This is a genomic window from Qipengyuania flava, assembly GCF_019448255.1.
GTDB lineage: Bacteria > Pseudomonadota > Alphaproteobacteria > Sphingomonadales > Sphingomonadaceae > Qipengyuania > Qipengyuania flava_A.
Window position 1 is genome coordinate 474,212 of sequence record NZ_CP080410.1, and the last position, 26,269, is coordinate 500,480.

Sequence of the window (26,269 nt, forward strand, 5' to 3'; positions counted from 1 at the left end):
CCGCGCAGGCTGCGGATCAGGCGCCGAGGCTGGCGAGGTAAGCGATGATGGCCGCGCGGCGTTCATCGTCGGCGACAGCCCCGGCGGACATGGACGTCCCGGGAACCTTCGCAGTGGGATTTTCGAGGAAAGCGTCGAGCTCGGTCTCGTCCCACACGATGCCGGAGGCGGCCATGGCTTCGGAATAGCCGAAGCCTTCCAGCGTGCCCGCGGCCCGCCCGACGACGCCGTTGAGGTTGGGGCCGACACCCGAGCCGCCGCCGGCTTCGACGCTGTGGCAGGCCGAGCAAACGGCAAAGGCGGCCTGTCCTGCGGCAACCAGGTCGGCGCCGGCGTCCGCCACAGGGGCGGCGGGTGCTGCCTCGCCCGGTTCGCGAACGACGATCTGTTCGACCGGCGGTTCTTCGGACGATCCGCAGGCGGTCAGGGTGAGGGCGCCCGCGAGAGCGAGCATGGCGGCGTGGTGACGCTTGGCGATCATGGTGTCGTGTCCAATCAGGCGAATTGCTTGGCGATGGGAAGCGAGCGCAGGCGCGTGCCGGTCGCCGCAAAGATTGCGTTGGTGAGCGCGGGCGCGGCGGGCGGCACGCCGGGTTCACCGGCGCCGCCCACGGGCACATCCCCGCTGTTGATGATGGCAACCTGGATATCCGGGCATTCGTTCATGCGCAGCATCTTGTAATCGTGGAAATTGCTCTGCTGCACGGCCCCGTCGACAAGGTCGAGCTCGCCATAGAGCGCCGCGGTAAGGGCGAAGACGATGCCGCCTTCGATCTGGTTGCGGAAGCCATCGGGGTTCATCACGTAGCCCGCATCGCAGGCGGCCCAGACCGTGTTCATGCGCGGCTTTCCGCTCGACATGTCGACCTCCATCACCTGGGCGGCGATGGTGCCGAAGGATTCAACCATGGCGACACCCTTGGCAGTGCCCTCGGCAGCCGGAGCGCCCCAATTGCTCATCTCGGCCACCTTCTCCAGCACCGCTCTGTGGCGCGGCGCGCCTTCGAGCATCGCGAGACGGTATTCGAGCGGGTCGGCCCCGGCAGCATGCGCCGCCTCGTCGATGAAACTTTCGACGAAAAAGCCCTGCTGCGAATGGTCGACCGATCGCCATGCGGCGAACGGCAGGTGCAGCCCCGCCTCGGCCACGCGGATCGAGGTGTTGGGAATGTCGTAGAACGCCGGGATGCAGGCTTCGGCGGGATCGTGGCGCTGGGTGAAGATGCTGTCGTAGCTCACCAGCCTGCCATTCTCGTCGAGCCCGGCGCGCAGCCGGTTCAGGTCCGCCGGGCGGTACATCGCCTTTTGCGTGTCCTCCTCGCGCGACCAGATCATCTTGACCGGATAGCCGGTGGCCTTCGCCACGCGCGCTGCCATGGCGACATATTCGCTGGTCAGGCGCCGCCCGAAGGCCCCGCCGAGCATCGGGTGGTGGATGGTGATGTCGTCCTTGGCGATCCCGACCGAATCGGCGACCGCGCTGCGCGCGGCAAGCGGCACCTGGGTGCTGGTCCAGACATCGCAGGTTCCGTCGCGGAACCAGGCGGTGCAGTTCATCGGCTCCATCGGCGCGTGGGCGAGATAGGGCACGGAATACTCCGCCTCGATCGTGGTGGCCGCGCTGCCGAATGCCTGCGAAGCGTCGCCCTTGCCGGCGACTTTCTCTCCGCCTTCCGTTCCGGCTTCGTCGAGCGCGGCTGCAAAGGCGGCGAACTGGTCCTGGGTGGTGCGAATGGGGCTTTCCGACGCGCTCCAGTCGACGTCCACGGTGGCGAGCGCCTGCTGGGCTTCCCAGTAGCTGTCGGCCACCACGGTCACGAAATTGCCCATGTTGAGGATCTGCAGCACGCCGGGCATCGTCTTGGCCTGCTCGGCGTTCATCGCGTTTGCCGAGGTGCCGGGCACGGGCGCGCGGCGCACGGCGGCGTAGGCGAGCGAGAGACCCTCTGGCGCCTGGTCGATCCCGAACTGCGCGGTGCCGTTGACCTTGGACGGAATGTCGGTGCGCGCGATGCTCTTGCCCATGAGCCTGTATTCGGACGCCGGCTTGAGCTTGGGCGTGTGGTCCATCGGCTGCTCGGCCGCGAGCGCCGCGAATTCGGAGTAGGGCGCGCTGCGGCCCGATGCCTCGTGGATGAGCGTGCTGTCGCGCGTCACGATTTCGGACGCCGGAACGCCCCATTGTTCGGCCGCCGCGCCTACCAGCATGCCTCGAGCCGCGGCCCCGGCAATGCGCATCTGGTATTGGCCCGTGGTGCGGATCGAGGACGAGCCGCCGGTCAGCATCGCGTCGGCGAGCCTGCCGATCTGCGTGAACAATCCCTCGTATGTGGGCTCGAGCCAGTTGGCCGCGTTCATGGTGAAGGGCGCGACGAACATGCGCGCGGTGTCGGTGACGATGTAATTGCCATCGGCCGGGGCCTGCATGACCTCGACCTTGTCCCAATCGGCGTCGAGCTCGTCGGCGAGCATTTGCGCGAGGACGGAATGCACCCCCTGGCCCATCTCGCAATGCGGGACGATGGCGGTAACGGTATTGTCCGCGCCGATCTTGACCCAGCTGTTGACCAGCTCCTCGCCCTCGCCACCAGCGACGATCGGCTTCAGGCGGCCAACCGGATTGCCTGCGCGCACACCGACGCCGATGATCAGCGCGCCGCCCGCAAGGACGCCCGCGCCGATGAACCCGCGGCGGGTCCATTTCCCAAGGCGGCTGCGTTCGGTTTTGGTTTCGCCTGCCTCGCTCATGCCTCGGCTCCTTCGCCGCGCGCGGGCTGCATTCCGGCCGCCACTTTGATCGCCCGGCGAATGCGGGTGTAGGTGCCGCAGCGGCAGATGTTGCCCGCCATGGCGGCATCGATCTGCGCATCGGTCGGCTGCGGCGTATCGCGGAGCAGCGCAGTGGCGCTCATGATCTGGCCCGACTGGCAATAGCCGCACTGGGGAACCTGTTCGCTCACCCAGGCCTGCTGGACCTTGCTGAGTTCGCCATCGGGACCTGCGATGCCCTCGATGGTGGTTATCTCACGCCCCTCAGCCTCCGAGATGGGCGTCGAGCAGCTGCGCACCGGCTTGCCGTCCAGGTGCACGGTGCAGGCACCGCACTGGGCAATTCCGCAGCCGAACTTGGTACCGTTGAGCCCGATCTTCTCGCGCACGACCCACAAGATCGGCATCGCCGGATCGGCATCAATGGTGACGGGCGCTCCGTTGAGCAGGAATTCGGCCATGGTTACTCCCTCGCAAGGCGGGGAGCAGGCTATCGTGAACCCGCTGCGTTTGAAAGGCCGGCGGCCTACCGGGCTGAAAAACAAGAAGCTCTCCGGGCGCGCTGCCCGAAGAGCTTCTTATGTCCTGCACTTTTTGGCAGTCCGATGGGGCTCAGGCGGCGAGGCGCTGGGCCTCTTCGCGCGCTGCGACGATCTTCTCTTCGCCATCGGCGCCCATGATGCCATCGGCGTAGACCATTTCGACATCGGTCAGACCGATGAAGCCGAGGAAGAACTTCAGCCAGGGCGACATGAAATCCATCTCGCCGCCGATCGGCGTGCCGCCCGAAGCTGCGGCGATATAGACCTTCTTGCCTTCCAGCAGGCCGACCGGCCCAGTCTCGGTGTATTTGAAGGTGGTACCGGCGCGGGCAACCAGGTCGGCCCAGGCCTTGACCGTCGCGGGGACGCCGAAATTGTAGATCGGTACGCCGAAGACGATCGTGTCGGCGGCCTGCAGCTCCTTGATCAGCGTATCGGCAATGTCAGCAAGCTCGCGCTGGCCGTCGTTGCGGTCGGCATAGGGCGTGAGATTGGCGGCAAAGCGATCTGCGTCGATGAAGGGCAGGTCGTTGCGGGCAAGGTCACGGGTGGTGACGCTGGCGCCGGTCTTGGCGGCAAGGCCGTCAACCAGGGTCTGCGAAAGGCCGCGCGAGACGCTTTCTTCGCTGCTGCGGATGCTGGCGGTGATATGAAGGATGTTGGTCATGGGAGTGGCTCCTGGGAATGGTCAGCGTGGGATGGAAAGCGCCCCTCCCGCCGGGGGGAGGCGAGAGGGGCTGGGGGATCAGGCGGCGTCGACGAGCACCAGCTCGCTGTCTTCGAGCGCGGTGATGGTGACGGAGGCATGCTGCGTGATGGCGATGCCGTCGCGGGCGCGGGCTTCGACATCCTCGACCTTCACCTTGCCGGTGGCCGGCACGAGGTAGAGGTGCCGCGAAGCATCGCTCGGCGTGTAGGTCACGCTTTCGCCGGCCTTCACCGTTGCGCCCAGAACGCGGGCGTCGGTGCGGATCGGCAGCGCATCGTCATCGTTGGCAGCGCCGCTGGCGAGGGGCACGAACTTGCCGGCACGGTCGCCCTTGGGGAAGGGGCGCGCACCCCAGTCCGGCTCGCCGCCACGCTCGCTCGGGATGATCCAGATCTGGAAGATCTGCGTTTCTTCATCCTCGAGGTTGTATTCCGAGTGGCGCACGCCACTGCCGGCGCTCATCACCTGTACGTCGCCCGCTTCGGTGCGGCCTTCGTTGCCCAGACTGTCGCGGTGGGTGATCGCGCCTTTGCGCACATAGGTGATGATTTCCATGTCGTTGTGCGGGTGGGTCGGGAAGCCCGTGCCCGGTGCGATCGTGTCGTCGTTCCACACGCGCAGCGAACCCCAGTTCACCCGTGCGGGATCGTGGTAGCCGGCGAAGGAGAAGTGGTGGTGGGCATCCAGCCAGCCGTGGTTGGCGGAGCCGAGGCTATCAAAGGGACGCAGTTCGATCATGGCGTATCTCCTGAAGGAGTGTTGCTTGGATGACGAACAGATAGGCCTTGGCGTTTCGCTCGATAAGCGCGATAAAAATGCTCGAAATGTTCGGATTTGTTGAACAGTGAAGATTGGCGAGCCCAGTCTCGACCAGCTGCGCATCTTCCTCGCGGTGGAGGAGGAGGGCAGCTTCGGCGGCGCAGCGCGGCGCATGGGGCGCGCCGTATCGGCCATCAGCTATGGTATCGCGCAGATGGAAGCCCAGCTTGGCGTCACGCTGTTCGAACGCGAGGGTTCGCGTAAGCCCGTGTTGACCGAAGCAGGGCGAGGCCTGCTGCCTGAAGCGCAAGCGGTGGCCGACCGAGCCGACGCGCTCCTAGCCAAGACGCAGAGCCTTCACGCGGGCCTTGAAAGCGAGGTCGGGCTGGTGGTCGATGTGATGGTCCCCGGCGAAACGACAGCGCAAGTCCTGCGCGACTTTCGGGCCATGTTCCCGACCGTGGCGCTGCACCTGCAGGTCGAAGGGTTGGGCGCGGTGGCCGCCTGCCTGCTGGAGAAATCCTCGCAGCTGGCTGTTGGCGGGCCCGTTATCGGCGACCATCCGCAGATCGAGCGGCAGGTTATCGGCGAGGTCGAGCTGGTCCCTGTCGCTGCGCCCGGCCATCCGCTTGCGCGGCCTGGGATCGCACCGGGCGAAAGCCGCGAGCATCTCCAGCTCGTCCTCAGCGACCGTTCCGCCCTCACCGAAGGGCGCGAGTTCTCGGTGCTCAGTCCGCTGAGCTGGCGGCTGGGCGATCTTGGCGCCAAGCACGCGCTGCTCAAGCAGGGGATTGGTTGGGGCAACATGCCGCGCCCGATGGTTGCAGGGGACCTGACAAGCGGCGCGCTTGTGGAGCTCGAGCTCCCCGAAAAGCCGGGCGCGCTCTACGAGTTCAGCGCCATGTGGAGGCGCGACCAGAAGCCGGGACCGGCAACGAGCTGGATCATCGACGCCTTTCGTTCCGCCAGCGAAGCGCGCTAGACCTGCCCCTTACCATAGAGCCGACCCGCGGGAGGGGGACCATGCCAGAAGCCACCAGCCAGACCATCGGCGAATACGTGTCCATCGCGCGCGATGGGGCCATCGCGACCGTGACCTTCGATCGCGGCGACAGGCTCAACGCGCTGTCCGTTCAGGCCATGGAAGAATTGACGCAAGCCGCCCGCGCGCTGGCCTCGGACACGGCCTCTACGGCCATCGTCCTCACCGGCGGACAGGCCTTCTCGGCCGGAGCGGACCTCAGCGATCCTCGCCTGACCGAGCGAACGGGCCTGAGCCTGATCGAGCAGCGCGAGGCGGTGAAGCTGGGGCCGGACATGTGCCAGGCCTGGGCAGACCTTGAACAGATCACCATCTGCGCGATCGAGCGCTTCTGCATCGGCGGCGGTCTTGCCCTTGCGGCGGCCTGCGATCACCGCGTGATCGCCGAAGACGCGCACTTCCGCTTGCCCGAAGTCCCGCTTGGCATGAACATGAGCTGGCGCTCCGTCCCGCGCCTCGTCGCGTTACTTGGCCCTGCCCGCGCGAAGGAGCTCGTCATCCTCGGGCGCAAGGTTGAAGCCGACGAGGCGGAGCGCTGGGGGCTGGCAGACAGGGTCGTCGGGGCGGGCGAAACGCTTGCGGCGGCCCGCGAGCTTGCCGTGGCCTATGCCGCGCTGCCCCAGGTTGCCGTGCGGATGAGCAAGCAGGCGATCGATGCGAGCGCAATGCCGCTGGGCTACGCGACGAGCTTCATGGACCGCGACCAGTTCCTGCTCACGCGCATGGACGCGGCCCGCGATTAAGCGGGGCCCCGAGGGGCATATGCTCATGATTTCGGGGAGATGGTGCGGTCGAGAAGACTCGAACTTCCACGGCCTTGCGGCCACAACGACCTCAACGTTGCGCGTCTACCAGTTCCGCCACGACCGCACACAGTCTGCATCGGGAGCGAATCCGGTAAAGGCCGGCTCCCGTCGGTAGGAGCGCGCCACTAGCAGCGAGGCACCGGCCCCGCAAGCACCTTTGTCACCCAATTTGGAAAGCTAGCGCGGCGCCCAGCCGATATCGGCGAAAACAGCCGATTTGGGCACATCGGTCACCGCTTCGTTGATCGTCAGCTCCTCGCCCGGCGCAAGGCTCGACTGCGGGGGCTGGACCACCCAGCTGTAGACCTGCCGCTCGCGCTGGTCGCGCAGCACGATGAGGATCGGCGGGATCGGGCGCGATTCGCGCGCGGTGTTGGTGACGATAATGCGTGCGCCGAAAAACTCGGTGCCGTTGGGCAGCGTGCGGCGCTCCTGCTGGTCAACCGGGAAGCTGAGCTCGAGATCGGGCTGCGCAACCCCGAACAGCGGGCGCGAGACCGGGACCCAATCGGGCACGCCGACGAAATTGACTGCAACAACCGTGCCCAGCGCGAGCGCCGCGAAGATGCCGGCTGCCCAGGTCCACACCCGCGTCATATTGCGGCGCGGGCGGAAGGGCGGGGCGTGGTCGAAGCGCGAGGGGCCTTCGTCCTCTTCGGCCGCGGGCGGAGGAGGCAGATCGTCCTGCACATCGCCATAGGGCGGTTCGGTCTCGTCGAAATCGGGACCATCGCGCTCGGGCAGTTCGGGCTCGCCCGCCGTATCGTCGTAGGTGAAGCCGGGCTTGGCCTGCGGATCGGGGGGTGCCGGTTCGGACGCGGGTGGCGGAGGCGGCGCCGGGGCCGGTGAAGGCGGCGGGGTCGGAACAGCGGCGACAGCGGCCAGCCGTTCGGCATCGGGGCCGTCCTGGAACCAGCTGTGCTTGCATTTCGCGCAGCGCACGGTGCGCCCTTCGATTCCGATGGCGCTGTCAGGCACGACATAACGCGTGGAACAGGCGGGGCAGGCAATGATCATGGTGACCGAAGGCCTTAGGCTGCCACGCGAATCACGACAAGCGACGTCCCTGTTTGCAAACCCCGCAGACGGCTTTTTTCCACATGCGAGCGCGGTTATAGGCTGTCGGCGACGATGATGGGCGCCTCTTTCTCCTTTACCGACCGGGCCGGACGATGAGCGCGTCCGAAGACGAGATCGTGCAGTTCGACAATGTCGGCCTGCGTTACGGGACCGACCGCGAGGTGCTTTCCAACGTCTCGTTCACGCTCTTTCCGGGGCGCTTCTATTTCCTCACGGGTGCCAGCGGTGCGGGCAAGACCTCGCTTTTGAAGCTGCTCTATCTCGCCCAGCGTCCCTCGCGCGGGGCCATCCGCATGTTCGGCACCGATGTCATAACCCTGCCGCGCGAGCGCCTTCCGGCCTACCGCCGCCGTATGGGCGTCGTGTTCCAGGACTTCCGCCTGGTCGACCACCTTTCCGCCTTCGACAACGTTGCGCTTCCCTTGCGCGTTTCCGGCGTGCGCGAGGCCGATTTGCAGGGGCCGGTCTCCGACATGCTCGAATGGGTCGGGCTGGCGCACCGCGCCGATGCGCGTCCTGCAACGCTGTCGGGCGGGGAGCAGCAGCGTGTCGCCATCGCGCGTGCGGTGATCGGGCGCCCGGAGATGCTGGTGGCCGACGAACCGACCGGAAACGTCGATCCCGAAATGGCGCTGAAGCTCATCCGGCTGTTCGAAGCGCTCAACCGCCTCGGCACGACCGTGGTGGTCGCAACCCACGATGTGCACCTGCTGCGCAAGGTTCCCGACTCGCTCATCATGCGGCTCGACAAGGGCCAGCTGTCCGATCCGACCGGCGCGCTGCGCTACCCGCCGCGCCGGGTGGGGGCGGGCGAATGAAGAAGCCGCCCGTCATGACCCGCGCCGCCGAGCGCGGTCTGTCACCCTTCAAGGGCCGCCGCGCCGCGCACCTTCTGCCGAGCGCCCGGCTGGGCGGGCCAATGCCCTGGGTCATCGCCATCATGGTCGCCCTGACCGTGCTTGCGGCAGGCGGCGGGCTCGCGCTCGACAACCTTGCCGACCGCGCACGGGGCGAACTGGCCGGCAGCGCCACAGTCCAGATCGTAGAGGCCGATCCTGAGCTGCGCGCCCAGCAGGCGGAAGCCGCCGCCAACCTGCTGGTGCAGGATCCTGCGGTCGCCGGCCTTTCGGTCGTGCCGCAGGAGACGGTCGAACAGCTGCTCGAGCCTTGGCTGGGCACCGGCGCGCCCGAAGACGCGGTGCCGATCCCGGCGCTGATCGACTTGCGCCTGCGCGGAGGTGCGGATGCCGAGACGCTGAACCGGTTGCAGCGACTGCTGGCCGATGAAGCCCCTGCCGCGCGGATCGATGCGCAGGCGCAATGGCTTTCGCCTGTCCTGTCCGCGCTTTCGGCGCTGGGGTGGATGGCGCTTGGCCTGATCGTGCTGCTGGCCTTTACTGGCGCAGCGGCGGTCTGGCTCGCGGCGCGCAACGCGCTGGGTACCAACCGCGACACGATCGAGATCGTCCACCTTCTCGGCGGAGACGACAACCAGATCGCGCGTATCTTCCAGCGCTCCATCCTGGCCGACGCGCTGATCGGCGGCAGTCTTGGACTGGTGCTGGGGCTCGCGGCGCTGTGGCTGATGGGCGCGCAATTCGCCGCGCTCGATTCGGGCCTCGTATCGGGCGGCGGATTGACGCTCATCGATTGGCTGGTCTTGGGCCTTGTCCCGGTGGGGGCGGTTGTTCTAGCGGTCTACACCGCGCGGTTCACCGTGCTCGCCTCGCTCAGGAAAATGCTGTGATCATCCGCTTCTTCGCCGCCGTGCTGCTTGTCTATGCGTTCGGCTTTCTCGGCTTTGCCGTGACCCTGCCCAAGCCGGTGTCGGGCCAGACCACCGACGCAGTGGTCGTCCTGACCGGCGGCCCTGGCCGGATCGCGCGCGGCTTGTCGATCGTGGAGCAGGACCTGGCGGAAGAAATGTTCGTCTCGGGCGTCGATCCCGATGTTCGCCCGGCGGAGTTCGCAGCCGAGTTCAACGTTTCGCGACGCACCATGCAGTGCTGCGTCACGCTGGGATATCTTGCAGTCGACACGCGCAGCAACGCGGGCGAAGCGGCGCAGTGGCTGAAGGAGAACGAGTTCGATTCAGTGCGCCTCGTCACCACCGACTGGCACATGGCCCGCGCCAGCTCGGAGTTTTCCGAAACGCTGCCGGAAGGCATGCGCGTGGTCGAGGATGCGGTGCCCTCACACCCCGATCTTGCGACGCTCTATCTTGAATACAACAAGCTGCTGGCCTCTGCCGTGTCGCAGGGGCTGCCGAGCTGACCATGCTGATGCGTCTGCTGCGCAATCTGGCGTTCTATCCCGCTTTCTACAGCGGCAGCCTGCTGATTACCGCTTCCTCGCTGGCTGCTTTGCCGTTCAGCGTGGACGCATTCCGCAGGCGCGTGCGGAACTGGGCGGAATGGCAGCGCTGGTGCGTCACGCACCTGCTGGGCTGCGAAATCGTGCTCGAGGGCGCGCCGCTCGACGAGCCGGTGCTTTACGCCATCAAGCACGAGAGCTTCTTCGAGGCGATAGACGCGCCGCGCCTGTTCCACCTGCCGAGCGTCTTTGCCAAGCAGGAGCTGTTCCGGATCCCCCTATGGGGCCGGGCCGCAGCGGCGTTCGGCCTCGTGCCGGTGGAGCGCGACGCGGGCGCGCGGGCGCTGATGAAGATGATCCGTTCGGCCAAGGCGCTGGCTGCCGAAGGGCGCCCCTTGGTGATCTTCCCCGAGGGCACACGCGTCCCGCATGGCGAACGGCGCGAGCTGCAATCGGGCTTTGCCGGGCTCTACAAGATGCTGGGGCTGCCGGTGGTGCCGGTGGCGGTCGACAGCGGGCCTGTCTACCACAAGATCCTCAAGAAGCCGGGCCGCATAACCTACCGTTTTGCCGAACCGATCCCGCCCGGTTTGCCGCGCGCCGAAGTCGAAGCGCGCGTGCGCGAGGCGATCAACGCCCTCAATCCGTAGCGTCATCCAGACGTTGGCGCTTGCGCAAGCGGAACTGGGGCTTTCCCAGGCGACTAGGATTGTGCAAACCGCATCTTCGAATTTGCGCGGAATCGCCTTTAAGTCCGCGCTGTGACATGACACAAAGGTTTCGAATCACGACTTAAGCTGGAGCCCAAGCCCATGAATCTCGAGTTCACGCCCGAAGAGCAGGCCTTCCGTGAAGAAGTCCGCGCGTTCATCGCCGAGAAGTATCCCAAGCACCTCGGTGACACCGGCATGCGCGAAGATCTTTCGCGCGAGGATTTCGTCGCTTGGCACAAGATCCTCGGCGAAAAAGGCTGGTCGGTACCGGCCTGGCCGACCGAGTATGGCGGCACCGGCTGGACCCCGACCCAGCGCTACATCTGGTCGGAAGAAAACGCCCGTGTGAACGCGCTCATGCCGCTGCCCTTTGGCGTCTCGATGGTCGGACCGGTGATCTACACCTTCGGCAGCGAAGAGCAGAAGGCGCAGCACCTGCCCGGCATCCGCAGCGGCGAAGTCTGGTGGTGTCAGGGCTATTCGGAACCGGGCGCCGGTTCGGACCTCGCCTCGCTCAAGACCACTGCGGTGCGCGATGGCGATCATTATGTGATCAACGGCCAGAAGACCTGGACCACGCTGGCGCAATACGCCGACTGGGGCTTCTTCCTGTGCCGCACCGATCCCGATGCAGCCAAGCCGCAGGAAGGCATCAGCTTCATCCTCGTCGACATGAAGACGCCCGGCGTCGAAGTGAAACCGATCAAGCTTCTCGACGGCGGCTACGAGGTCAACGAGACCTGGCTTACCGACGTGCGCGTGCCGGTCGAAAATCTCGTCGGGCAGGAAAACAAGGGCTGGACCTACGCCAAGTTCCTGCTCGCCCATGAACGCAGCGGCATCGCCGGCGTCGCCCGCTCCAAGCGCGGCGTGGAGAAACTGCGCGAGATCGCGGCGAACGAAAGCCTCGATGGCGAACCGCTGATCGACGACTTCGATTTCGCCCGCAAGGTGAGCCAGCTCGAAATCGACCTGGCTGCGCTCGAAATCACCGAGCTGCGCACGCTGGCCGGCGAACAGGCGGGCAAGGGCCCGGGGCCGGAAAGCTCGATCCTCAAGATCAAGGGCACCGAAATCCAGCAGCGCCTCACCGAACTGACGATGGAAGCGGTCGGCACCTATTCGGCGCCCTATTACGGCAGCATCCAGGACCCGGGCTCGAACGAGCACCCGATTGGCCCGGACTACGCCCATCACGCCGCGGCGACCTATTTCAACATGCGCAAGACCTCGATCTATGGCGGGTCGAACGAAATCCAGCGCAACATCATCACCAAGATGATCCTCGGCCTCTGAGCCGCAAGACCAGATCCGGAGAGAACACGTGGACTTCAACTTCACCGAAGAACAGGAAATGGTGCGCGACGGCCTCTCGCGCCTGGTGCGCGAACAGTACGACTGGGAAACGCGCCGCGCGGCGATCGAAAGCGATGCCGGTTGGCGGCCTGAAATCTGGTCGCAGCTGGCCGAACTCGGCATCCTTGGCATGCCCTTTAGCGAAGAGGACGGCGGCTTTGGCGGCGGCGCGGTCGACGCGATGGTCGTCATGGAAGAGTTCGGCAAGGGCCTGGTGGTCGAGCCTTTCGTTCCCACCGTCGTCTGCGCAGGCGGCTTCCTGAAGCACGCCGGCACGGCGGCGCAGAAGGAAGAGCACATTGGCGGGATCGTCGATGGCAGCCGCGTCTTTGCCTTTGCCTATGCCGAACCGCGCGGTCGCTATGACTACGCGGACCTCGAAACCACCGCCAAGAAGGACGGCGATGGCTATGTCCTCAACGGGCACAAGGCCGTCGTGATTGGCGCGCCCTGGGCGAGCCACCTTGTCGTCACTGCGCGCACCGGCGGATCGCGCCGCGACCGCGAAGGCGTGTCGGTCTTCGTGGTCGATAAGGCGACCGCCGGCGTCGTCACCCGCGACTATGTCACGGTCGATGGCCGCCGCGCGTCGGAAGTCTATTTCGAGAACGCCTCGATCCCGGGCGATGCGCTGATCGGCGAAGAAGGCGGCGCCCTGCCGCTGATCGAGCAGGTCACCGACGAAGCGATTGCCGCGCAGTGCGCCGAAGCCTGCGGCGCGATGAAGGTCGCCCATGCGATGACGCTCGAATACGCCAAGCAGCGCAAGCAGTTCGGCGTTCCGATCGCATCGTTCCAGGTGCTGCAGCACCGCATGGTCGACATGTACACGGCCTATGAGACGGCCCTGTCGCTGACCTATCTCGCCACGCTGCGCCTCGGCGCGTCGGAGAAGGAGCGCAAGCGTGCGGCTTCGGCCGCCAAGGTCGGCGTGGGCCAGTCGGCCCGCCTGATCGGCCAGGAAGCGATCCAGATCCACGGCGGCAACGGCGTGACCGACGAATACGCCATCGGCCACTACTTCAAGCGCCTGACGATTTTCGAATCCGAGTTCGGCGATGTAGACCATCATCTGAAGCGCCACGTGAAGCTGGCGTAAGAGGACGCGTCCCGGCCGGTCGGGGGGCTGGCCGGACACATTCGGGGGAGAGAGACAATGGCAGCGCGCAACCTGCTGACGGTGGCAATCGTATCGGCGCTCGGGCTGGGCTTTGCCTGGCTGGCGGGCAGCAACAGCGTGTCGCTTGCAGGCTATTCCGCTGTCTTCGTCTGCGCGCTGGTAGCGCTGGCGGTGAACTGGATTGCCTTCATCCCTTCGGCCGCAGCCCAGACCGACCGGCTCTACGACACCATCGGCGCGGTGACCTACCTGTCGGTCCTCGTGACCGCGAGCCTGGCCGCCTGGCCTCTCGACACGCGCGCAATGGTTGTGGCCGTAATGGTCGGCATCTGGACCATCCGCCTCGGCAGCTTCCTCTACCGGCGGATCCACGCAGCAGGCGGGACCGACCAGCGCTTTGCCAAAATCAAGACCGATCCCGCGCGATTCCTCGTCGCCTGGACGCTGCAGGCGCTGTGGGTCATCTTCACCGCCTCGGCCGCGCTGGTCGCGATTACCGCTACCGAAACGCAGCCGCTCGGCCTGGCCTTCTGGCTCGGTGCAGCGCTGTGGGTCCTTGGCTTCACCTTCGAAGTCGTCGCCGACAACCAGAAGAGCGCGTTCAAGGCCGACCCGGCCAACGAAGGCAAGTTCATCAACACGGGCCTGTGGGCCTGGTCGCAGCATCCCAACTACTTCGGGGAGATCACGCTGTGGCTCGGCATCCTGGTGATTGCCTTCCCGCTGCTGTCGGGCTGGTCCTATCTCGCGATCTTCTCGCCCATCTTTGTCACGCTGCTGCTGACCAAGGTGAGCGGGATCAACCTGCTCGATGGCATTGCCAAGTCGCGCTGGGGCGATGATCCGGCCTATCAGGCCTATCGCAAGAACACGCCCGTGCTCATCCCGCGCCCGCCCAAGGGCTAGGCCCGGCGCCCGCCCCGATCAGTGATCCTTGCGCCCGAAGTCCGGGCGCGCATCGTCCTGCCCTTCCTCGATGATCGAGCGACGGATCGCGCGCGTGCGCTCGAACAGGTCGAACAGCGTGTCGCCGTCGCCGTTGCGGATCGCGCGCTGGAGCAGGCTCAGGTCTTCGGTGAAGCGGCCAAGAACTTCGAGCACGGCGTCGCGGTTCGACAGGAAGACGTCGCGCCACATGGTGGGGTTGCTGGCCGCAATGCGCGTGAAATCGCGGAAGCCGCCGGCCGAATACTTGATCACCTCGCCGCGAGTCACATCCTCAAGGTCGCTCGCCGTGCCGACTATGGTGTAGGCGATGAGGTGGGGGATATGACTGGTTACCGCGAGCACGAGGTCGTGGTGGTCGGGTTCCATGATCTCGACCTTGGCGCCGAGCCCTTCCCAGAAGTCCGAGACCGCATCGACTGCGTCCTGCGGCGCGCCTGCGGGCGGGGTGACAATGCACCAGCGGTGGCGGAAGAGTTCGGGAAATCCAGCGTCCGGCCCGCTCTTCTCGGTACCCGCCACCGGGTGGGCGGGGATGACCACGGCCTCGGGCAGGGCGGCGCGCAGCGCATCGCCGACACTGCGCTTGGAGGAGCCGACATCGCTGACAATGGTGCCAGGGCGAATGTGCGGGGCGATTGCCTGTGCCGCATAGCCCATCGCGCCGACCGGGACGCAGAGGATGACGAGGTCGGCCTCGGCGACGGCATCCGCGACGGTATCGCAGACCGTGCCTACAAGGCCGCGCTCGGTTGCGCGCGCCCGCACATCGGCATCGGCGTCCCAGCCGGTTGTCGCGACATCCGGTAGGTTCTCGCGCACCGCCAACCCGATCGAACCCCCTATGAGGCCCAGGCCGATGATCGCGACGCGGGAAATCGTCACGCCGCTTCCCCGCACAGGTCGCGCAGAACTGCGGCAATCTCGTCCATCTGCTTGCCCGTCCCGATCGTGATGCGCAGCGCATGGGGCAGGCCTTGTCCCGGCAGGTGGCGCACGGCGTATCCCGCCTCGCCGATTGCTTCGAGCGCTGCTTCAGCCTTCACCGCGCCTTCGAAGAGGACCAGCAGGAAGTTCGCCTTGCTCGGCACGGCGCGCAGGCCATGGTTGCCGAGCGCCGCGATGGCCTCGGCAAAGCGCGCCCGCTCGATCCGGTTGGCCTCGCGCGAGCGGGAAAGGAAGGCGTGGTCTGCGAGCGCGGCGAGCGCGGCACGCTGTCCGCTCGCAGTTACGTTGAACGGCCCGCGTATGCGGTTGAGCACATCGACGAGGTGCGGCGCGCCGGTTGCCCAACCGATGCGCTCTCCCGCCAGGCCATAGATCTTGGAGAAGGTCCGTGTGACCAGCACGTTCTGGTGCCGCGCGGCAAGGTCGAGTCCGCCGTCGCCCTCTTCGGGTTCGAGGTATTCGGCATAGGCCTGATCGACCACCAGCAGCACGTCGGCGGGAAGCCCCGCATGCAGCCGCTCGACTTCCGTGCGCGGCAGATAGGTGCCGGTCGGATTGTTCGGATTGGCGAGGAAAACGACACGCGTTTTCTCGGTCACCGCCGCCAGCAGGGCATCGACATCGGTGGCGTAATCGTCGTCCGGCGCCTCCACCGGCGTCGCCCCGCAGCGGCGGGCGGCAATGTCGTAGACGGCAAAACTGAAGCGGCTGAAAAGCACCTCGTCGCCCGGCCCGGCGAACCCTTGAGCGGCCAGGTTGAGCAGTTCGTCCGAACCCGTCCCGCATACGATCCGCGCCGGGTCGACGCCGTGGAGTCGCGCGATCGCTGCGCGCAGGGCGTTCGCGTCGGGGTCGGGGTAGGCGGCAGGGGCATGGCCCTGCGCCAGCCCGCCGAGCGCGGCCGGGCTGCAGCCGAGCGGGTTCTCGTTTGCCGAGAGCTTGACCAGCGCGCGGCCGTCCTTGGCCGTGGACTTTCCGGGAACGTAGGCGTGGATGCCCTCGATCCAGGGCTTCATTTCGGGTTTGTCTGCCATTTCAGCTTCGTCGCATGAAAGAAATACGGCCCTTCGACAAGCCGTGGGTGAGCGGATAGAGACAGGGTTTGATTGTTTCACCCCAAGGTCCGATTTGAACGCTCGCTCGCAAACGCTGACACTACCCGCCCCGCTGCCGCTCGACGGCGGCGGCGAGCTGGCGCGCGTCGAGGTCGCATACGAGACCTATGGCGAGCTTAATGAGGACCGTTCGAACGCGATCCTGCTGTGCCACGCGCTGACCGGCGACCAATATGTCGCCTCGCCCCACCCGATTACCGGCAAGCCGGGCTGGTGGGAGCGCATGGTGGGGCCGGGCAAGCCCATCGATACGGACCGCTTCTTCGTCATCTGCGCCAATGTGATCGGCAGCTGCATGGGCTCGACCGGCCCGGCGAGCGAGTCTTCGGACGGCAGCCCCTACGCAATGCGTTTCCCCGTCATCACCATCCGCGACATGGTCCGCGCGCATGTCGGCCTGCTCGATGCGCTGGGAATCGAAACGCTGCACGCCGTGGTCGGCGGATCGATGGGTGGGATGCAGGCGCTCAGCCTTGCAGCCAACTGGCCGGAGCGAGCGGAGCGCGTGTTGGTGATCGCCTCGACCAGCCGTCACTCGGCGCAGAACATCGCGTTTCACGAACTTGGTCGGCAGGCGATCATGGCCGATCCGCGCTGGCACAAGGGCGACTATTACGGCAGCGAAACGCCCGACAACGGGCTCGCCGTGGCGCGCATGGCGGCGCATATCACCTACCTCTCCGAAGAAGCGCTGACCGAGAAATTCGGGCGCAATTTGCAGGACCGCGAGGCCAAGAGCTTCGGCTTCGATGCCGATTTCCAGGTGGAGAGCTATTTGCGCTACCAGGGCAGCGGCTTCACCCAGCGCTTCGATGCAAACAGCTACCTCTACATCACCCGCGCGATGGACTATTTCGACCTTGCCGAGGAGCATGGCGGCAGGCTCGCCGATGCCTTTGCGGGCACCACCGCGCGCTTCTGCCTCGTCAGCTTCGATTCCGACTGGCTCTACCCGACCAGCGAAAGCCGCCACGTAGTCCACGCGCTCAACGCAGCAGGCGCACCGGTGAGCTTCGTCGAACTGTCCGCCCCGCATGGCCATGACAGCTTCCTGCTCGATGTGCCTGCGCTCGACCGCGTGATCGGGGGATTCCTCGGGTGACCCTGCGCCCCGATCTTCAGGTAATCGCCAGCCATGTCGCGCCCTCGAGCCGCGTGCTCGACATTGGCTGCGGCGACGGCGCACTGATGATGGCGCTGCGCGAGAAGGACTGCGACGTACGCGGGATCGAGATCGACGGCGACTGCGTCGAGCGCTGCGTATCGCAAGGCCTTTCTGTGGTGCAGGGCGATGCCGACCGCGATCTCGGCGACTATCCCGACAAGGGCTTCGACTACACCATCCTCAGCCAGACGCTCCAGACCGCCGAACGGCCCGATCGCATGCTCGACGAGCTGCTGCGCGTCGGCACGCGGGCCTTCGTCTCCTTCCCCAATTTCGCCCACTGGCGCACGCGCGCCGCGCTGATGTTCGGCGGGCGCATGCCGGTGACGCGCAGCATTCCGGTGAGCTGGTACGAGACACAGAACATCCACCACGTGACGATCAAGGATTTCCGCGAACTGGCCGAGGCCAAGGGCGCGAAGATCGTCCGCGACTGGTATTTTGCAGGCGAGAAGCCGGTGTCGCGCGCCGGTGCCAACGCCCGCGCGGAATTCGCGGTGTTCGAACTGGCGCGCTGAAGCCTCAGGTTTCTTTTACGGGGATTGCCGCGACCACGGGGTCATGACCCCAGTGGCGCAGCAGCGCGAGAACATCCGCGCCCGCGAGGCCCAGCGTGCCGGTGTTGCGCAAGGGGTGGACGTTGATGCGATCTGCTGACGCGAGGCCCGCATCGAGAACGACCGTGACGCTCCCAGGCTCCGCGTTGATCATCGCAAGCGGCGTGACCGAGCCTGGTGTAATGCCGAGCAGGCTTTCCATCGCGTCGGGCTTGCCGAAACTCACCCGCTTACACCCGATTGCGGCGGGCAGCGCCTTCAGGTCGACGCGCGCCTCTGCGGGCACGGTCACCAGCCAGTAGGCGCCGCCTGCATCTTTCAGGAACAGGTTCTTGGTGTGCGCGCCGGGGATCTCGGCGTCGATTTTCCGGCTTTCCTCGACCGTGAAGACCGCTGCGTGTTCATGCGAAGCGAAAGGGATTGCCAGCGCGCCGAGGTCGGCCAGCAATCCCTTTTCGCCCCTATTCAGCAAGCCTTACGATCCGATGCGATGCAGCGCGCAAAGCTTGTTGCCGTCGGGATCGCGTAGGTAGGCGAGGTACATGCCCGAGCCCGGACGCTCGCCCGGCGGGTCTTCGATCGCGGTTCCGCCGGCTTCCACGCCCGCGGCGTGCCAGGCATCGGCCTGTTCGGGGGTCATGGCAAAGCCGATGGTGCAGCCGTTGCCGGCCGTGGCGGGCTTGCCGTCGATCGGCGGGGTGACAAGGAATGCGCCGCCATTGTGGAGGTACATCAGGCGGCCCTTGTCGTCCTTGATGCCTTCGCGGCCGCCCATGGCCTTGAAGGTGGCGTCGTAGAAGGTCTTGGACCGGTCGATGTCGTTCGAACCGACCATCATGTGACTGTACATGAAACTCTCTCCTTTGGGTTTCGATTCGCCACCTTAAGGGCGGGGGCGGCGCTTACAAGCGGCTTGTCGCTTGCGGTTCAGCTTGCCGGGCCTAGAAGCGCTGCCATGCTTTCGCTTCTTGCCCCGCTCGCCCTTGTCCTCACCCAGGCACCCGCCGCGCAGGCGCTCCCCGAGCTCAACCTCGAGCAGGGCAGCGCGCTCAGGTGTTCGGTCGCTTTCGGGCTGGTCCATCGCGGCCAGCTGGGCGGCGATCCGGCGATGGCGGCCTATCCCGTGATGGCCGAGCGCGGACAGGAATTCTTCGTGCGCACCGCCGCGCAGCTGATGGATGACCTCGATATCGACCGAACCACGATCATGGGGCTGGTCGAACGCGAGAGCGCCGAGTTCGCCGCAGCGCCGCAGCGCCTTGGCGAGGTCATGCCCGCCTGCCTCATGATGCTGGACGCTGCCGGGCTTTGATCCCCGCGCAAATGTTCCACCGCTAAATTAGCGCCTTGCCCACCCGCGCTGGTGGACGCGGCGCCCCGGCTTGTGGCAAGGCCGCAGGTCCCATGTGGCAGCTATACCAATTTCCCCTGTGCCCTTTCAGCCGCAAGCTGCGCCTGCTGATGGGCGAGAAGAACATCGCCTACGAACTGGTGCGCGAGTACCCGTGGGAAGGGCGCGACGGCTTCTGGCAACTGAACCCGGCCGGGCGCACCCCGGTGCTGCACGATGCGGGGCGCAAGGTCGCGCTGTCGGACAGCCAGGCGATCTGCGAGTTTCTCGAAGAGACGGTCGAGCGCAATCCGATGATCAACGGATCGGCTTTGCAGCGCGCCGAAATCCGCCGGCTGGTGGCGCTGTTCGACGACAATTTCTACGCCGATGTGACCGAGCCCGCGCTCTACGAGAAGATGAAGAAGCGTCTGGTTCTGCGCCAGTCGCCCGACGGACAGGTGCTGCGCCAGATGAGCCGGATGCTGCATGGCCACCTCGACTATATCGACTGGCTGGTCGACACGCGCCAATGGCTCGCGGGGCCGCAGCTGAGCCTCGCCGACCTGACCTGCGCGGCGCATCTCTCGGTGGTCGATTACTTGGGCGCGGTGGACTGGAAAGGCCACGAACAGGCGCGCGACTGGTACATGGTCGTCAAGAGCCGCCCCAGCTTCCGCCCGCTGCTGAGCGAGAAGATGGAAGGCCTGCCCCCGCCGCGAGAATACGCTTCGCTCGACCTTTAATGGTCAGTTTGCGGAGGCGATGGGGAGAACAGCCCTCTTCGCTTAGCAAGTGCGTAGAGTAGGGCCCCAAGCGCCAAGGTCGTGGCCACGCCGAGCACCCTTTCGTCCAAAGAAAATTGTGCTTTGAAAGTAAGTAGAGCGATATTTGCCGTCAGCGGTATCGAGATCGCGAGGCGGGCAGCCAAGCGTTTGCCTTTTGATCGGGCCAATAGGCCGTAGATGAGCCCACCGAACACAAGCATGTTCATCGTTACTGAAAATACGATTTCGAAGTGCGAGGTCATTTCACCTCAATAGATGAGACCGCTTGATCTTCCAAACGTCTTGCTTCCGAAGCGCATTTTAGCCTTGATACGGCATCACCTTTGACAAACCGGGCAGAACCACGTGCTGCGCCCGCCCTGCACGATGCGGCGGATCGTGCCGCCGTCCTCGTGGTGGCAGGGCTCGCCCTCGCGGCCGTAGACGTGGAAGCGGGTGGCGAAATAGCCCAGCTCGCCGTCGGGCTGGGCGAAATCGCGCAGGGTGCTGCCGCCGTCGCGGATGGAGCGCTCCAGTACATCCTTGATCGCGGGGACGAGGCGGCGGAGCTGCGGCATGGTCACCTTGCCGCCGGCCTTTCGCGGGTGAATCCCTGAATGCCACAGCGCCTCGCAGACATAGATATTGCCGAGGCCCGCCACGATCCGCTGGTCCAGTAGCAGCAGCTTGATAGCCTGCTTGCGGCCCCTCGTGGCTGCGCGCAAATGCTCCGCCGTCAGCGCCTCGCCCAGCGGCTCCGGTCCCAGCGCGGCGAAGGGCGGCCACAGGTCCAGTTCGGGCGCGAGCAGCAGGTCGACCGATCCGAAGCGCCGCGGATCGTTCAGCGCAAAGACGTTGCGCGCGGTCTCGATCACGAGATGGTCGTGCTTGTCCGCCTCCTCCGGATCGATCCGCCACCGCCCGCTCATGCCGAGGTGGAAAACCATCGCGTGGTCGCGGTCGGTATGGATCAGCCCGTATTTCGCCCTGCGCGACAGGCCCGAAACGGTCGCACCGGTCAGCGCCTGCACCAGGTCGGGTGGAAAGGGACGGCGCATATCCGGTCGGTTCACGCGCACCGAGACGATGCGCTCGCCCTCAAGAAAGCGCGCGAGGCCGCGGACGGTGGTTTCGACTTCGGGTAACTCGGGCAATTCCTGATTTTCCGGCGAGTGGCGGGGTGTCGCAGGAGAAAATGGCAGATCGCCGGATGCCGCGCCAGCCCTCACCCCCACCCGGCCACCCATCAGTATAATTCCGTGGGTGGCCGGGTGGGGGTGAGGGCTGGTGCCGAAGGGACGGACGGATGTCCGGCCCGCACGTAACAAGGACTCCCTCTAACACCCTTTGCGCTTGGCTCAATTCCCCCTAAGGCCCTTGCCCATGAACGACACCGTTTCCTTCGGCTACGAAGACATCGACGCATCGGAAAAGACCGGCCGCGTGGGCGAAGTCTTTTCGAGCGTTGCCGCCAAATACGACATCATGAACGATGCCATGTCGGGCGGCATGCATCGCTTGTGGAAGAACCGCTTCGTCAGCCGAGTGAAGCCGCAGCCCGGCGAGCAGATCCTCGACATGGCCGGCGGCACGGGCGACATCGCCTTCCGCATGGCGACACGCGGCGCGAGCGTTACCGTCTCCGACATCAACCAGGACATGCTCGACGTCGGCATCGAACGCGCGATGGATCGCGGGATCGACGGGTTGGTATGGTCTCGTCAGAACGCCGAGGAGCTGACCTTCTCCAGCCGCACTTTCGATGCCTACACCATCGTTTTCGGCATCCGGAACGTGACCTTCATCGACAAGGCCCTTCGCGAGGCGCACCGCGTGCTGAAGTTCGGCGGGCGCTTCTATTGCATGGAATTCAGCCAGACCGACTGGCCCGGCTTCAAGGAAATCTACGACCTCTATTCGCACAAGGTCATGCCGCAGATCGGCAAGGCGATCGCCAACGACGAGGACAGCTATCGCTACCTTGCCGAGTCCATCCGCCGCTTCCCCAAGCCGCCCGTGTTCGAAGCGATGATCCGCGATGCGGGCTTCGTGAACACGCGTGTCGAATCGATCCTCGGCGGCGCGGTGAACATCCATTCGGGGTGGAAGGTTTAGGGACTTGGCTCGTCCTTCGACGCATATCTTCCGCCTCCTGAAGTGGGGGCGCACGCTCGCAAGGCACGGCGCTTTGCGGGGCATCGAGCGCGACCCGAACACGCCGCCGCCGGTCAAGCGGCTGGCGCGCATCGCCCGTTTCGGCACGATCCAGCCGAAGGAGCCCGACTACGCCGGCGCATTTCGCGAGATCGGTCCCGCCGCGATCAAGCTCGGCCAGACGCTGGCGACGCGGCCCGACCTTGTGGGCGAGGATGCGGCGCGCAACCTGCTCAAGCTGCAGGATGATTTGCCGCCGGTCGGTTTCGACCAGATCAGGACCGCAATCGAGGCGAGCTTCGAGCAGCCGCTCGAGAATCTCTATTCGGAATTCGATGCCGAACCGGTCGGCGCGGCGTCGATCGCGCAGGTCCACCGTGCGGTAACGACCGAAGGCAAGAAGGTGGCCGTCAAGGTTCTGCGTCCCGGCGTGCGCGAACAGTTCGCCAAGGACATCGACACCTACGAATGGGCCGCCGCCCATGTCGAGGCGATGGGCGGGGAAGCCGCGCGCCTGCGCCCGCGGCTGGTCATCGCCAATTTCAAGCGCTGGACCAATCGGGAGCTCGATCTCCGGCGCGAGGCGGCCAGCGCCTCGGAACTGGCCGAGCACATGATCGGCACGGAAGGCTATGAAGTCCCCGGCATCGACTGGGACCGCACCAATGGCCGGGTGATGACCGTCGACTGGATCGACGGGATCAAGATCAGCAACACAGAGGCCATCCGCGCCGCTGGCCACGATACCGAAGAGCTGGCGAGCCGCCTCGTCCTCGCCTTCCTCAAGCAGGCCATCGCGGCGGGCTTCTTCCACGCCGACATGCACCAGGGGAATCTGTTCGTGAAAGCGGACGGGACCATCGCCGCGATCGATTTCGGTATCATGGGCCGCATCGACCGGCGCGCGCGCATGTGGCTGGCGGAAATCCTCTACGGGCTGACGACGGGCAACTACAAACGCGTCGCCGAAATCCATTTCGAGGCGCAATATGTGCCGAGCTATCACGACGTGAACGAGTTCGCGACCGCGCTGCGCGCCGTGGGCGAGCCGATGCGCGGCAAGCCGGTGAGCGAGCTTTCGGTCGGCCAGATGCTCGATGGGCTCTTCGCCATCACGCGCGATTTCGACATGCAGACTCAGCCGCACCTGCTTCTGCTGCAGAAAACCATGGTGATGGTCGAAGGCATCGCCACGCAGCTCAATCCCAAGATCAACATGTGGGACACCAGTGCGCCCTATGTGCGCAGCTGGATCCGCGACGAGCTGGGCCCGGAAGCCGCCATTGCCGACCGCATCCGCGAGGACACGGAGACGCTGCTGCGCATCCCGGACCTCGTCCGCCGGATCGAGGACCGCTTCCCGGCCAAGGGCGGCGCACCCGAACCGCCGCCGCTGCCGGACATCGAATTGATGTGGGAAAAGCGCCGTGAGACGGCGCGCTCGCGCGGCTGGCTGGGCTATGCCCTCGCGGCAGGTGCAGGGGGTCTCGCAGCATGGATAGCGATAGCGCAAGGGTTGATCGGCTGACGGACGCCAAGGCGGCGCCCGCCTGGGACCGCTTCGCCCATTGGGGCGCCTGGCCCGCGCGCATCCTGCTTGCTGCCGTCGCAGCGCTGCTGGTGCTCGCAGCGCTCACCCCGCTCACCGCGAGCATGGACGGCGAACCGGCGGAGGTCCCGTCGATCACGCAGGAGACACTCGCCGAAGACGCCGAACCCCCGCGCGACGATGACCTCGCGCTTTACGACCGGATTATCGAACGGCTTAAGGGCGGCGAGAACTATTACGATTTCGTGGTCGAGGAGCAGCGCGCCAGCGATTACCCCGTGCGCCCCGGCCTCGCCGTGCGCCTGCCCACACTCGCGCATATCTACGCCTGGCTGGGCGAGGGGCTGATGATCCCGCTGGCGGTTGTGCTGATGGGCGCGACCGTATGGGCCTGGTGGCGCCGGCTGGGCGAAGAACCGGGCGGCAAGCGCATGCAGAGGATCGGCGCAGCGCTGATGTTCATGGGCGCCTCGCTCGGCCTCAACCGCTACTATTTCGTGCTGCACGAGCTGTGGGCCGGGATGCTGATCGCGCTCGCTTTCGGCCTGCACAGGCCGGGGCGCTGGGGCTGGTCGCTGGCGGTCGCAGCGCTGGCCGTCGCCATTCGCGAACACGCTCTGCCTTTCGTGCTGCTGATGGGCGCAATGGCCGCCTGGCGCCGCGACTGGAAGGAGGCGGCGGCCTGGGGCGCTCTGGTACTCGCCTTCTTCGCCGCGCTCGCCTGGCACCTGTCGCTGGTGACGCCGCAGACCCTGCCGAGCGATCCGGAAAGCCCCGACTGGCTGGTGCTGCGCGGGCTGGCGGGGTGGCTCGGCAATATCGTGCTGAGCTCCAACCTGCGCTTCCTCCCGCATGAAATCGCCGGGCCGCTGGTCGTGCTGATGGTGCTGGGCTGGGCCGGCTGGAAATCGAGCGCGGGGACCACCGGCACGCTGCTCTACCTTGGCTACGGCCTCGCCTTCATGATCGCGGGCCGGGCGAACAACTTCTACTGGGGTGCGGTCGTCGCGCCGGCGATGTTCATGGGACTGGCCTTCCTGCCCATGGCGCTTCGCTCGCTGATCACCTCGGCGCGGGGCAATTCGTGACCCTTCCCGAGCGCCCGCTCGCCCGCCTGCCGCGCTGGGCAGCGCTGGCCCTGCTGGCGGCGACTTTGCTCGCCTGCCTGTGGAACGGCTTTGCCCTCGAGGCGCGCGACACCGCGCATGAGGCGGATATCGAGCAGCGCCTCGAACGCGGCGAACGGGTCGACATGGACCTCTACCGCGAAATCAACGCGCGCCTTGCGCAGGGCGAAGGCTATTACGAGGCAGCGGCCGCCGAACACCGCGACTTTGCCATGCCGACCAGTCCCTTCGTCACCGTGCGAACACCGGTGCTGGCCTGGGGGACGGCGCTCTGGGGCGCCGATGGCTGGCGCACGATAGCGCTGCTGCTGTGGGCTGCGAACATCCTCGCCTGGTTTGCTGCCCTGCGCAGCGAGGGGCGCGGCGTACAGCTGGGCGGGGCCGCGCTCGCCGCGCTTTTCGGCATGGTCGCCTTCATTCCCGACATTGCCTTTAGCCACGAGATCCTGGCCGGACTGATGCTGTCGGCCGCGCTCGCGATGTCCGCGGGCAGCGCGTGGATCGGCGCGCTGGTTCTTGCCGTCCTGGCCATCGCATTGCGCGAACTGGCGCTGCCGTTCCTGCTTGCATGGGGTGCCGTTGCGCTGCTCGCTGGCGAGAAAGGCAAGCTCGGCGCGATTGTCGGCGCGCTGGTGCTGCTCGGCGTGGGCCTGGCGCTTCATGCTGGCGGGGTTGCCGGTGTCCGCGAGGCTAGTGATCTCGTGTCGCCGGGGTGGAGCGGGATGCTCGGCCCCTCGCTCGCGCTCTTCGGCATCCATGTAACCACCCTGCTGCAGGCGCTGCCGGTGTGGCTGGCTGCCCCGCTCGGCGTGCTGCCGCTCCTCGGCTGGTGCGCGGCCGGAGGGCGGCTAGGCGCCTTTGCGACGCTGTGGTTCGCAGGCTTCATCGCCGCCGTCGCGCTGTTTGCGCGGCAGGAGAACTTCTACTGGATGGGGCTGTTCATCCCCGCCTACGGCGTCGGCCTCGCCTTCGTCCCGCGCGCGCTGGCCGACCTTGTTGGCGCGATCAGGCGCTCGCCTTCGGCCAGCCCCACGCCCGCATAGCGATGATGATCACGATGCAGTGGAGGCCTTCCACGCCCATGGGCACCAGCCAGCCATCGTAGGGGCCTTGCGCCACCACATTGATGAACCGCCCGAGGAAGGCGATGCCGAACAGGCCGAGTGCCGGGAGCATCACGTCGCCTCGACGCTTCCATGCGCCCCAGATCATCGAAATCCCGGTCACCCAGAAAAACGCGGTCATGTCCCCGCGCAGCGTCGATTCCCCGTGGGTCGAGGCGATCGTCAGGCCGAAATCGGCCCCCGAATTGACCGGGTCGATCAGGAACCCCGTCCCGATGACAATGTCGAGTATGGCCAGCGCAAGCAGGATGGCGCTCAGAATCACATGCATGGCAAAAG

The 26,269-nt window shown here is 66.2% G+C and carries 29 protein-coding genes and 1 tRNA gene; 17 read left to right on the top strand and 13 right to left on the bottom strand.

The window, feature by feature from the left end:
* Window positions 1–16: 16 nt before the first annotated feature.
* The 5 genes from KUV82_RS02430 to KUV82_RS02450 all read right to left on the bottom strand — a co-directional run bounded on the left by KUV82_RS02430 (window position 17) and on the right by KUV82_RS02450 (window position 4,758).
* A complete protein-coding gene (locus KUV82_RS02430; RefSeq protein WP_219955320.1) occupies window positions 17–481 on the bottom strand; it encodes a c-type cytochrome in 465 nt (154 codons plus the stop codon).
* A gap of 14 nt (window positions 482–495) precedes the next feature.
* Complete coding sequence (locus KUV82_RS02435; RefSeq protein WP_219955321.1) at window positions 496–2,748, bottom strand: xanthine dehydrogenase family protein molybdopterin-binding subunit; 2,253 nt, start codon at window positions 2,746–2,748, stop codon at window positions 496–498.
* Window positions 2,745–3,230, bottom strand: coding sequence for a (2Fe-2S)-binding protein (locus KUV82_RS02440; RefSeq protein ID WP_219955322.1), 486 nt, complete (start codon window positions 3,228–3,230; stop codon window positions 2,745–2,747). Before KUV82_RS02440 ends, KUV82_RS02435 begins: the two co-directional genes overlap by 4 nt.
* Window positions 3,231–3,381: 151 nt before the next feature.
* Entirely contained in the window at window positions 3,382–3,978 is a 597-nt protein-coding gene (locus KUV82_RS02445) for an FMN-dependent NADH-azoreductase (protein ID WP_219955323.1), read from the bottom strand.
* 78 nt (window positions 3,979–4,056) lie between these two features.
* On the bottom strand, window positions 4,057–4,758 hold the full coding sequence (locus KUV82_RS02450) for a pirin family protein (RefSeq protein ID WP_219955324.1): 702 nt from the start codon (window positions 4,756–4,758) through the stop codon (window positions 4,057–4,059).
* A gap of 106 nt (window positions 4,759–4,864) precedes the next feature.
* Between KUV82_RS02450 and KUV82_RS02455 the strand changes: the two genes are divergently transcribed.
* Together KUV82_RS02455 and KUV82_RS02460 are read left to right on the top strand one after the other, a co-directional pair.
* Entirely contained in the window at window positions 4,865–5,761 is an 897-nt protein-coding gene (locus tag KUV82_RS02455; RefSeq protein ID WP_219955325.1) for a LysR family transcriptional regulator, read from the top strand.
* 41 nt (window positions 5,762–5,802) lie between these two features.
* Window positions 5,803–6,564: an enoyl-CoA hydratase/isomerase family protein gene (locus tag KUV82_RS02460; RefSeq protein WP_219955326.1), complete on the top strand. Its 762-nt coding sequence runs from the start codon at window positions 5,803–5,805 to the stop codon at window positions 6,562–6,564.
* A 40-nt stretch (window positions 6,565–6,604) separates the two neighbouring features.
* Here the strand turns inward: KUV82_RS02460 and KUV82_RS02465 are convergent.
* Window positions 6,605–6,691: transfer RNA gene (locus KUV82_RS02465), tRNA-Leu, on the bottom strand.
* 113 nt (window positions 6,692–6,804) lie between these two features.
* Entirely contained in the window at window positions 6,805–7,644 is an 840-nt protein-coding gene (locus KUV82_RS02470) for a zinc-ribbon domain-containing protein (RefSeq protein ID WP_219955327.1), read from the bottom strand.
* Between the two features lie 155 nt (window positions 7,645–7,799).
* Between KUV82_RS02470 and ftsE the strand changes: the two genes are divergently transcribed.
* The 7 genes from ftsE to KUV82_RS02505 all read left to right on the top strand — a co-directional run bounded on the left by ftsE (window position 7,800) and on the right by KUV82_RS02505 (window position 14,115).
* Window positions 7,800–8,525, top strand: a complete 726-nt coding sequence (gene ftsE, locus KUV82_RS02475; RefSeq protein ID WP_219955328.1) for a cell division ATP-binding protein FtsE — start codon at window positions 7,800–7,802, stop codon at window positions 8,523–8,525.
* A complete protein-coding gene (locus KUV82_RS02480; protein ID WP_219955329.1) occupies window positions 8,522–9,454 on the top strand; it encodes a cell division protein FtsX in 933 nt (310 codons plus the stop codon). The genes ftsE and KUV82_RS02480 overlap by 4 nt, the downstream gene beginning before the upstream one ends.
* Window positions 9,451–9,981 carry a YdcF family protein gene (locus KUV82_RS02485; protein WP_219955330.1) on the top strand — a complete coding sequence of 177 codons (531 nt, stop codon included), beginning with the start codon at window positions 9,451–9,453 and terminating at the stop codon, window positions 9,979–9,981. The genes KUV82_RS02480 and KUV82_RS02485 overlap by 4 nt, the downstream gene beginning before the upstream one ends.
* Window positions 9,982–9,989: 8 nt before the next feature.
* A complete protein-coding gene (locus KUV82_RS02490) occupies window positions 9,990–10,670 on the top strand; it encodes a lysophospholipid acyltransferase family protein (protein WP_219956180.1) in 681 nt (226 codons plus the stop codon).
* A gap of 162 nt (window positions 10,671–10,832) precedes the next feature.
* On the top strand, window positions 10,833–12,029 hold the full coding sequence (locus tag KUV82_RS02495) for an acyl-CoA dehydrogenase family protein (protein ID WP_219955331.1): 1,197 nt from the start codon (window positions 10,833–10,835) through the stop codon (window positions 12,027–12,029).
* 28 nt (window positions 12,030–12,057) lie between these two features.
* Window positions 12,058–13,188 (top strand): acyl-CoA dehydrogenase family protein, encoded by a 1,131-nt coding sequence (locus KUV82_RS02500; protein ID WP_219955332.1) that lies wholly within the window; start codon window positions 12,058–12,060, stop codon window positions 13,186–13,188.
* A 57-nt stretch (window positions 13,189–13,245) separates the two neighbouring features.
* A complete protein-coding gene (locus KUV82_RS02505) occupies window positions 13,246–14,115 on the top strand; it encodes a DUF1295 domain-containing protein (RefSeq protein WP_219955333.1) in 870 nt (289 codons plus the stop codon).
* 18 nt (window positions 14,116–14,133) lie between these two features.
* Here the strand turns inward: KUV82_RS02505 and KUV82_RS02510 are convergent, their stop codons facing one another.
* Both KUV82_RS02510 and hisC read right to left on the bottom strand, forming a co-directional pair.
* Window positions 14,134–15,039, bottom strand: a complete 906-nt coding sequence (locus KUV82_RS02510; RefSeq protein WP_219955334.1) for a prephenate/arogenate dehydrogenase family protein — start codon at window positions 15,037–15,039, stop codon at window positions 14,134–14,136.
* The gene (gene hisC / locus KUV82_RS02515; protein WP_219955335.1) at window positions 15,036–16,136 is read right to left on the bottom strand and encodes a histidinol-phosphate transaminase; all 1,101 of its coding nucleotides are present in this window, start codon (window positions 16,134–16,136) and stop codon (window positions 15,036–15,038) included. Before hisC ends, KUV82_RS02510 begins: the two co-directional genes overlap by 4 nt.
* Before the next feature lie 94 nt (window positions 16,137–16,230).
* Here hisC and metX point away from each other — a divergent pair, with 94 nt between their 5' ends.
* Window positions 16,231–17,319 (top strand): homoserine O-acetyltransferase MetX, encoded by a 1,089-nt coding sequence (gene metX, locus KUV82_RS02520; protein WP_258319810.1) that lies wholly within the window; start codon window positions 16,231–16,233, stop codon window positions 17,317–17,319.
* On the top strand, window positions 17,316–17,900 hold the full coding sequence (gene metW, locus KUV82_RS02525; RefSeq protein ID WP_219955337.1) for a methionine biosynthesis protein MetW: 585 nt from the start codon (window positions 17,316–17,318) through the stop codon (window positions 17,898–17,900). The genes metX and metW overlap by 4 nt, the downstream gene beginning before the upstream one ends.
* Before the next feature lie 4 nt (window positions 17,901–17,904).
* Here the strand turns inward: metW and KUV82_RS02530 are convergent, their stop codons facing one another.
* Both KUV82_RS02530 and KUV82_RS02535 read right to left on the bottom strand, forming a co-directional pair.
* Window positions 17,905–18,387, bottom strand: coding sequence for a prolyl-tRNA synthetase associated domain-containing protein (locus KUV82_RS02530; RefSeq protein WP_258319811.1), 483 nt, complete (start codon window positions 18,385–18,387; stop codon window positions 17,905–17,907).
* Window positions 18,388–18,414: 27 nt separating this feature from the next.
* Window positions 18,415–18,789, bottom strand: a complete 375-nt coding sequence (locus tag KUV82_RS02535; RefSeq protein ID WP_219955339.1) for a VOC family protein — start codon at window positions 18,787–18,789, stop codon at window positions 18,415–18,417.
* 105 nt (window positions 18,790–18,894) lie between these two features.
* On the opposite strand from KUV82_RS02535, the gene KUV82_RS02540 reads away from it, so the two are divergent.
* Both KUV82_RS02540 and KUV82_RS02545 read left to right on the top strand, forming a co-directional pair.
* A complete protein-coding gene (locus KUV82_RS02540; RefSeq protein WP_219955340.1) occupies window positions 18,895–19,251 on the top strand; it encodes a hypothetical protein in 357 nt (118 codons plus the stop codon).
* 92 nt (window positions 19,252–19,343) lie between these two features.
* Entirely contained in the window at window positions 19,344–20,015 is a 672-nt protein-coding gene (locus tag KUV82_RS02545) for a glutathione S-transferase family protein (protein WP_219955341.1), read from the top strand.
* Between the two features lie 359 nt (window positions 20,016–20,374).
* On the opposite strand, the gene mutM is transcribed toward KUV82_RS02545, so the two are convergent.
* Window positions 20,375–21,190, bottom strand: coding sequence for a bifunctional DNA-formamidopyrimidine glycosylase/DNA-(apurinic or apyrimidinic site) lyase (gene mutM, locus KUV82_RS02550; protein ID WP_219955342.1), 816 nt, complete (start codon window positions 21,188–21,190; stop codon window positions 20,375–20,377).
* A gap of 229 nt (window positions 21,191–21,419) precedes the next feature.
* Here mutM and KUV82_RS02555 point away from each other — a divergent pair, with 229 nt between their 5' ends.
* From KUV82_RS02555 to KUV82_RS02570, 4 genes are read left to right on the top strand one after another with little or no spacing between them, the layout of a single operon-like run.
* The gene (locus tag KUV82_RS02555) at window positions 21,420–22,151 is read left to right on the top strand and encodes a class I SAM-dependent methyltransferase (protein WP_219955343.1); all 732 of its coding nucleotides are present in this window, start codon (window positions 21,420–21,422) and stop codon (window positions 22,149–22,151) included.
* A 4-nt stretch (window positions 22,152–22,155) separates the two neighbouring features.
* Window positions 22,156–23,718: a 2-polyprenylphenol 6-hydroxylase gene (gene ubiB, locus KUV82_RS02560; protein ID WP_219955344.1), complete on the top strand. Its 1,563-nt coding sequence runs from the start codon at window positions 22,156–22,158 to the stop codon at window positions 23,716–23,718.
* Window positions 23,685–24,827, top strand: a complete 1,143-nt coding sequence (locus KUV82_RS02565; RefSeq protein ID WP_258319812.1) for a hypothetical protein — start codon at window positions 23,685–23,687, stop codon at window positions 24,825–24,827. The genes ubiB and KUV82_RS02565 overlap by 34 nt, the downstream gene beginning before the upstream one ends.
* Window positions 24,824–25,909, top strand: a complete 1,086-nt coding sequence (locus tag KUV82_RS02570) for a hypothetical protein (RefSeq protein ID WP_219955345.1) — start codon at window positions 24,824–24,826, stop codon at window positions 25,907–25,909. Before KUV82_RS02565 ends, KUV82_RS02570 begins: the two co-directional genes overlap by 4 nt.
* Here the strand turns inward: KUV82_RS02570 and KUV82_RS02575 are convergent.
* Window positions 25,872–26,261 (bottom strand): hypothetical protein, encoded by a 390-nt coding sequence (locus KUV82_RS02575; protein ID WP_219955346.1) that lies wholly within the window; start codon window positions 26,259–26,261, stop codon window positions 25,872–25,874. The genes KUV82_RS02570 and KUV82_RS02575 overlap by 38 nt on opposite strands.
* Window positions 26,262–26,269 lie beyond the last annotated feature (8 nt).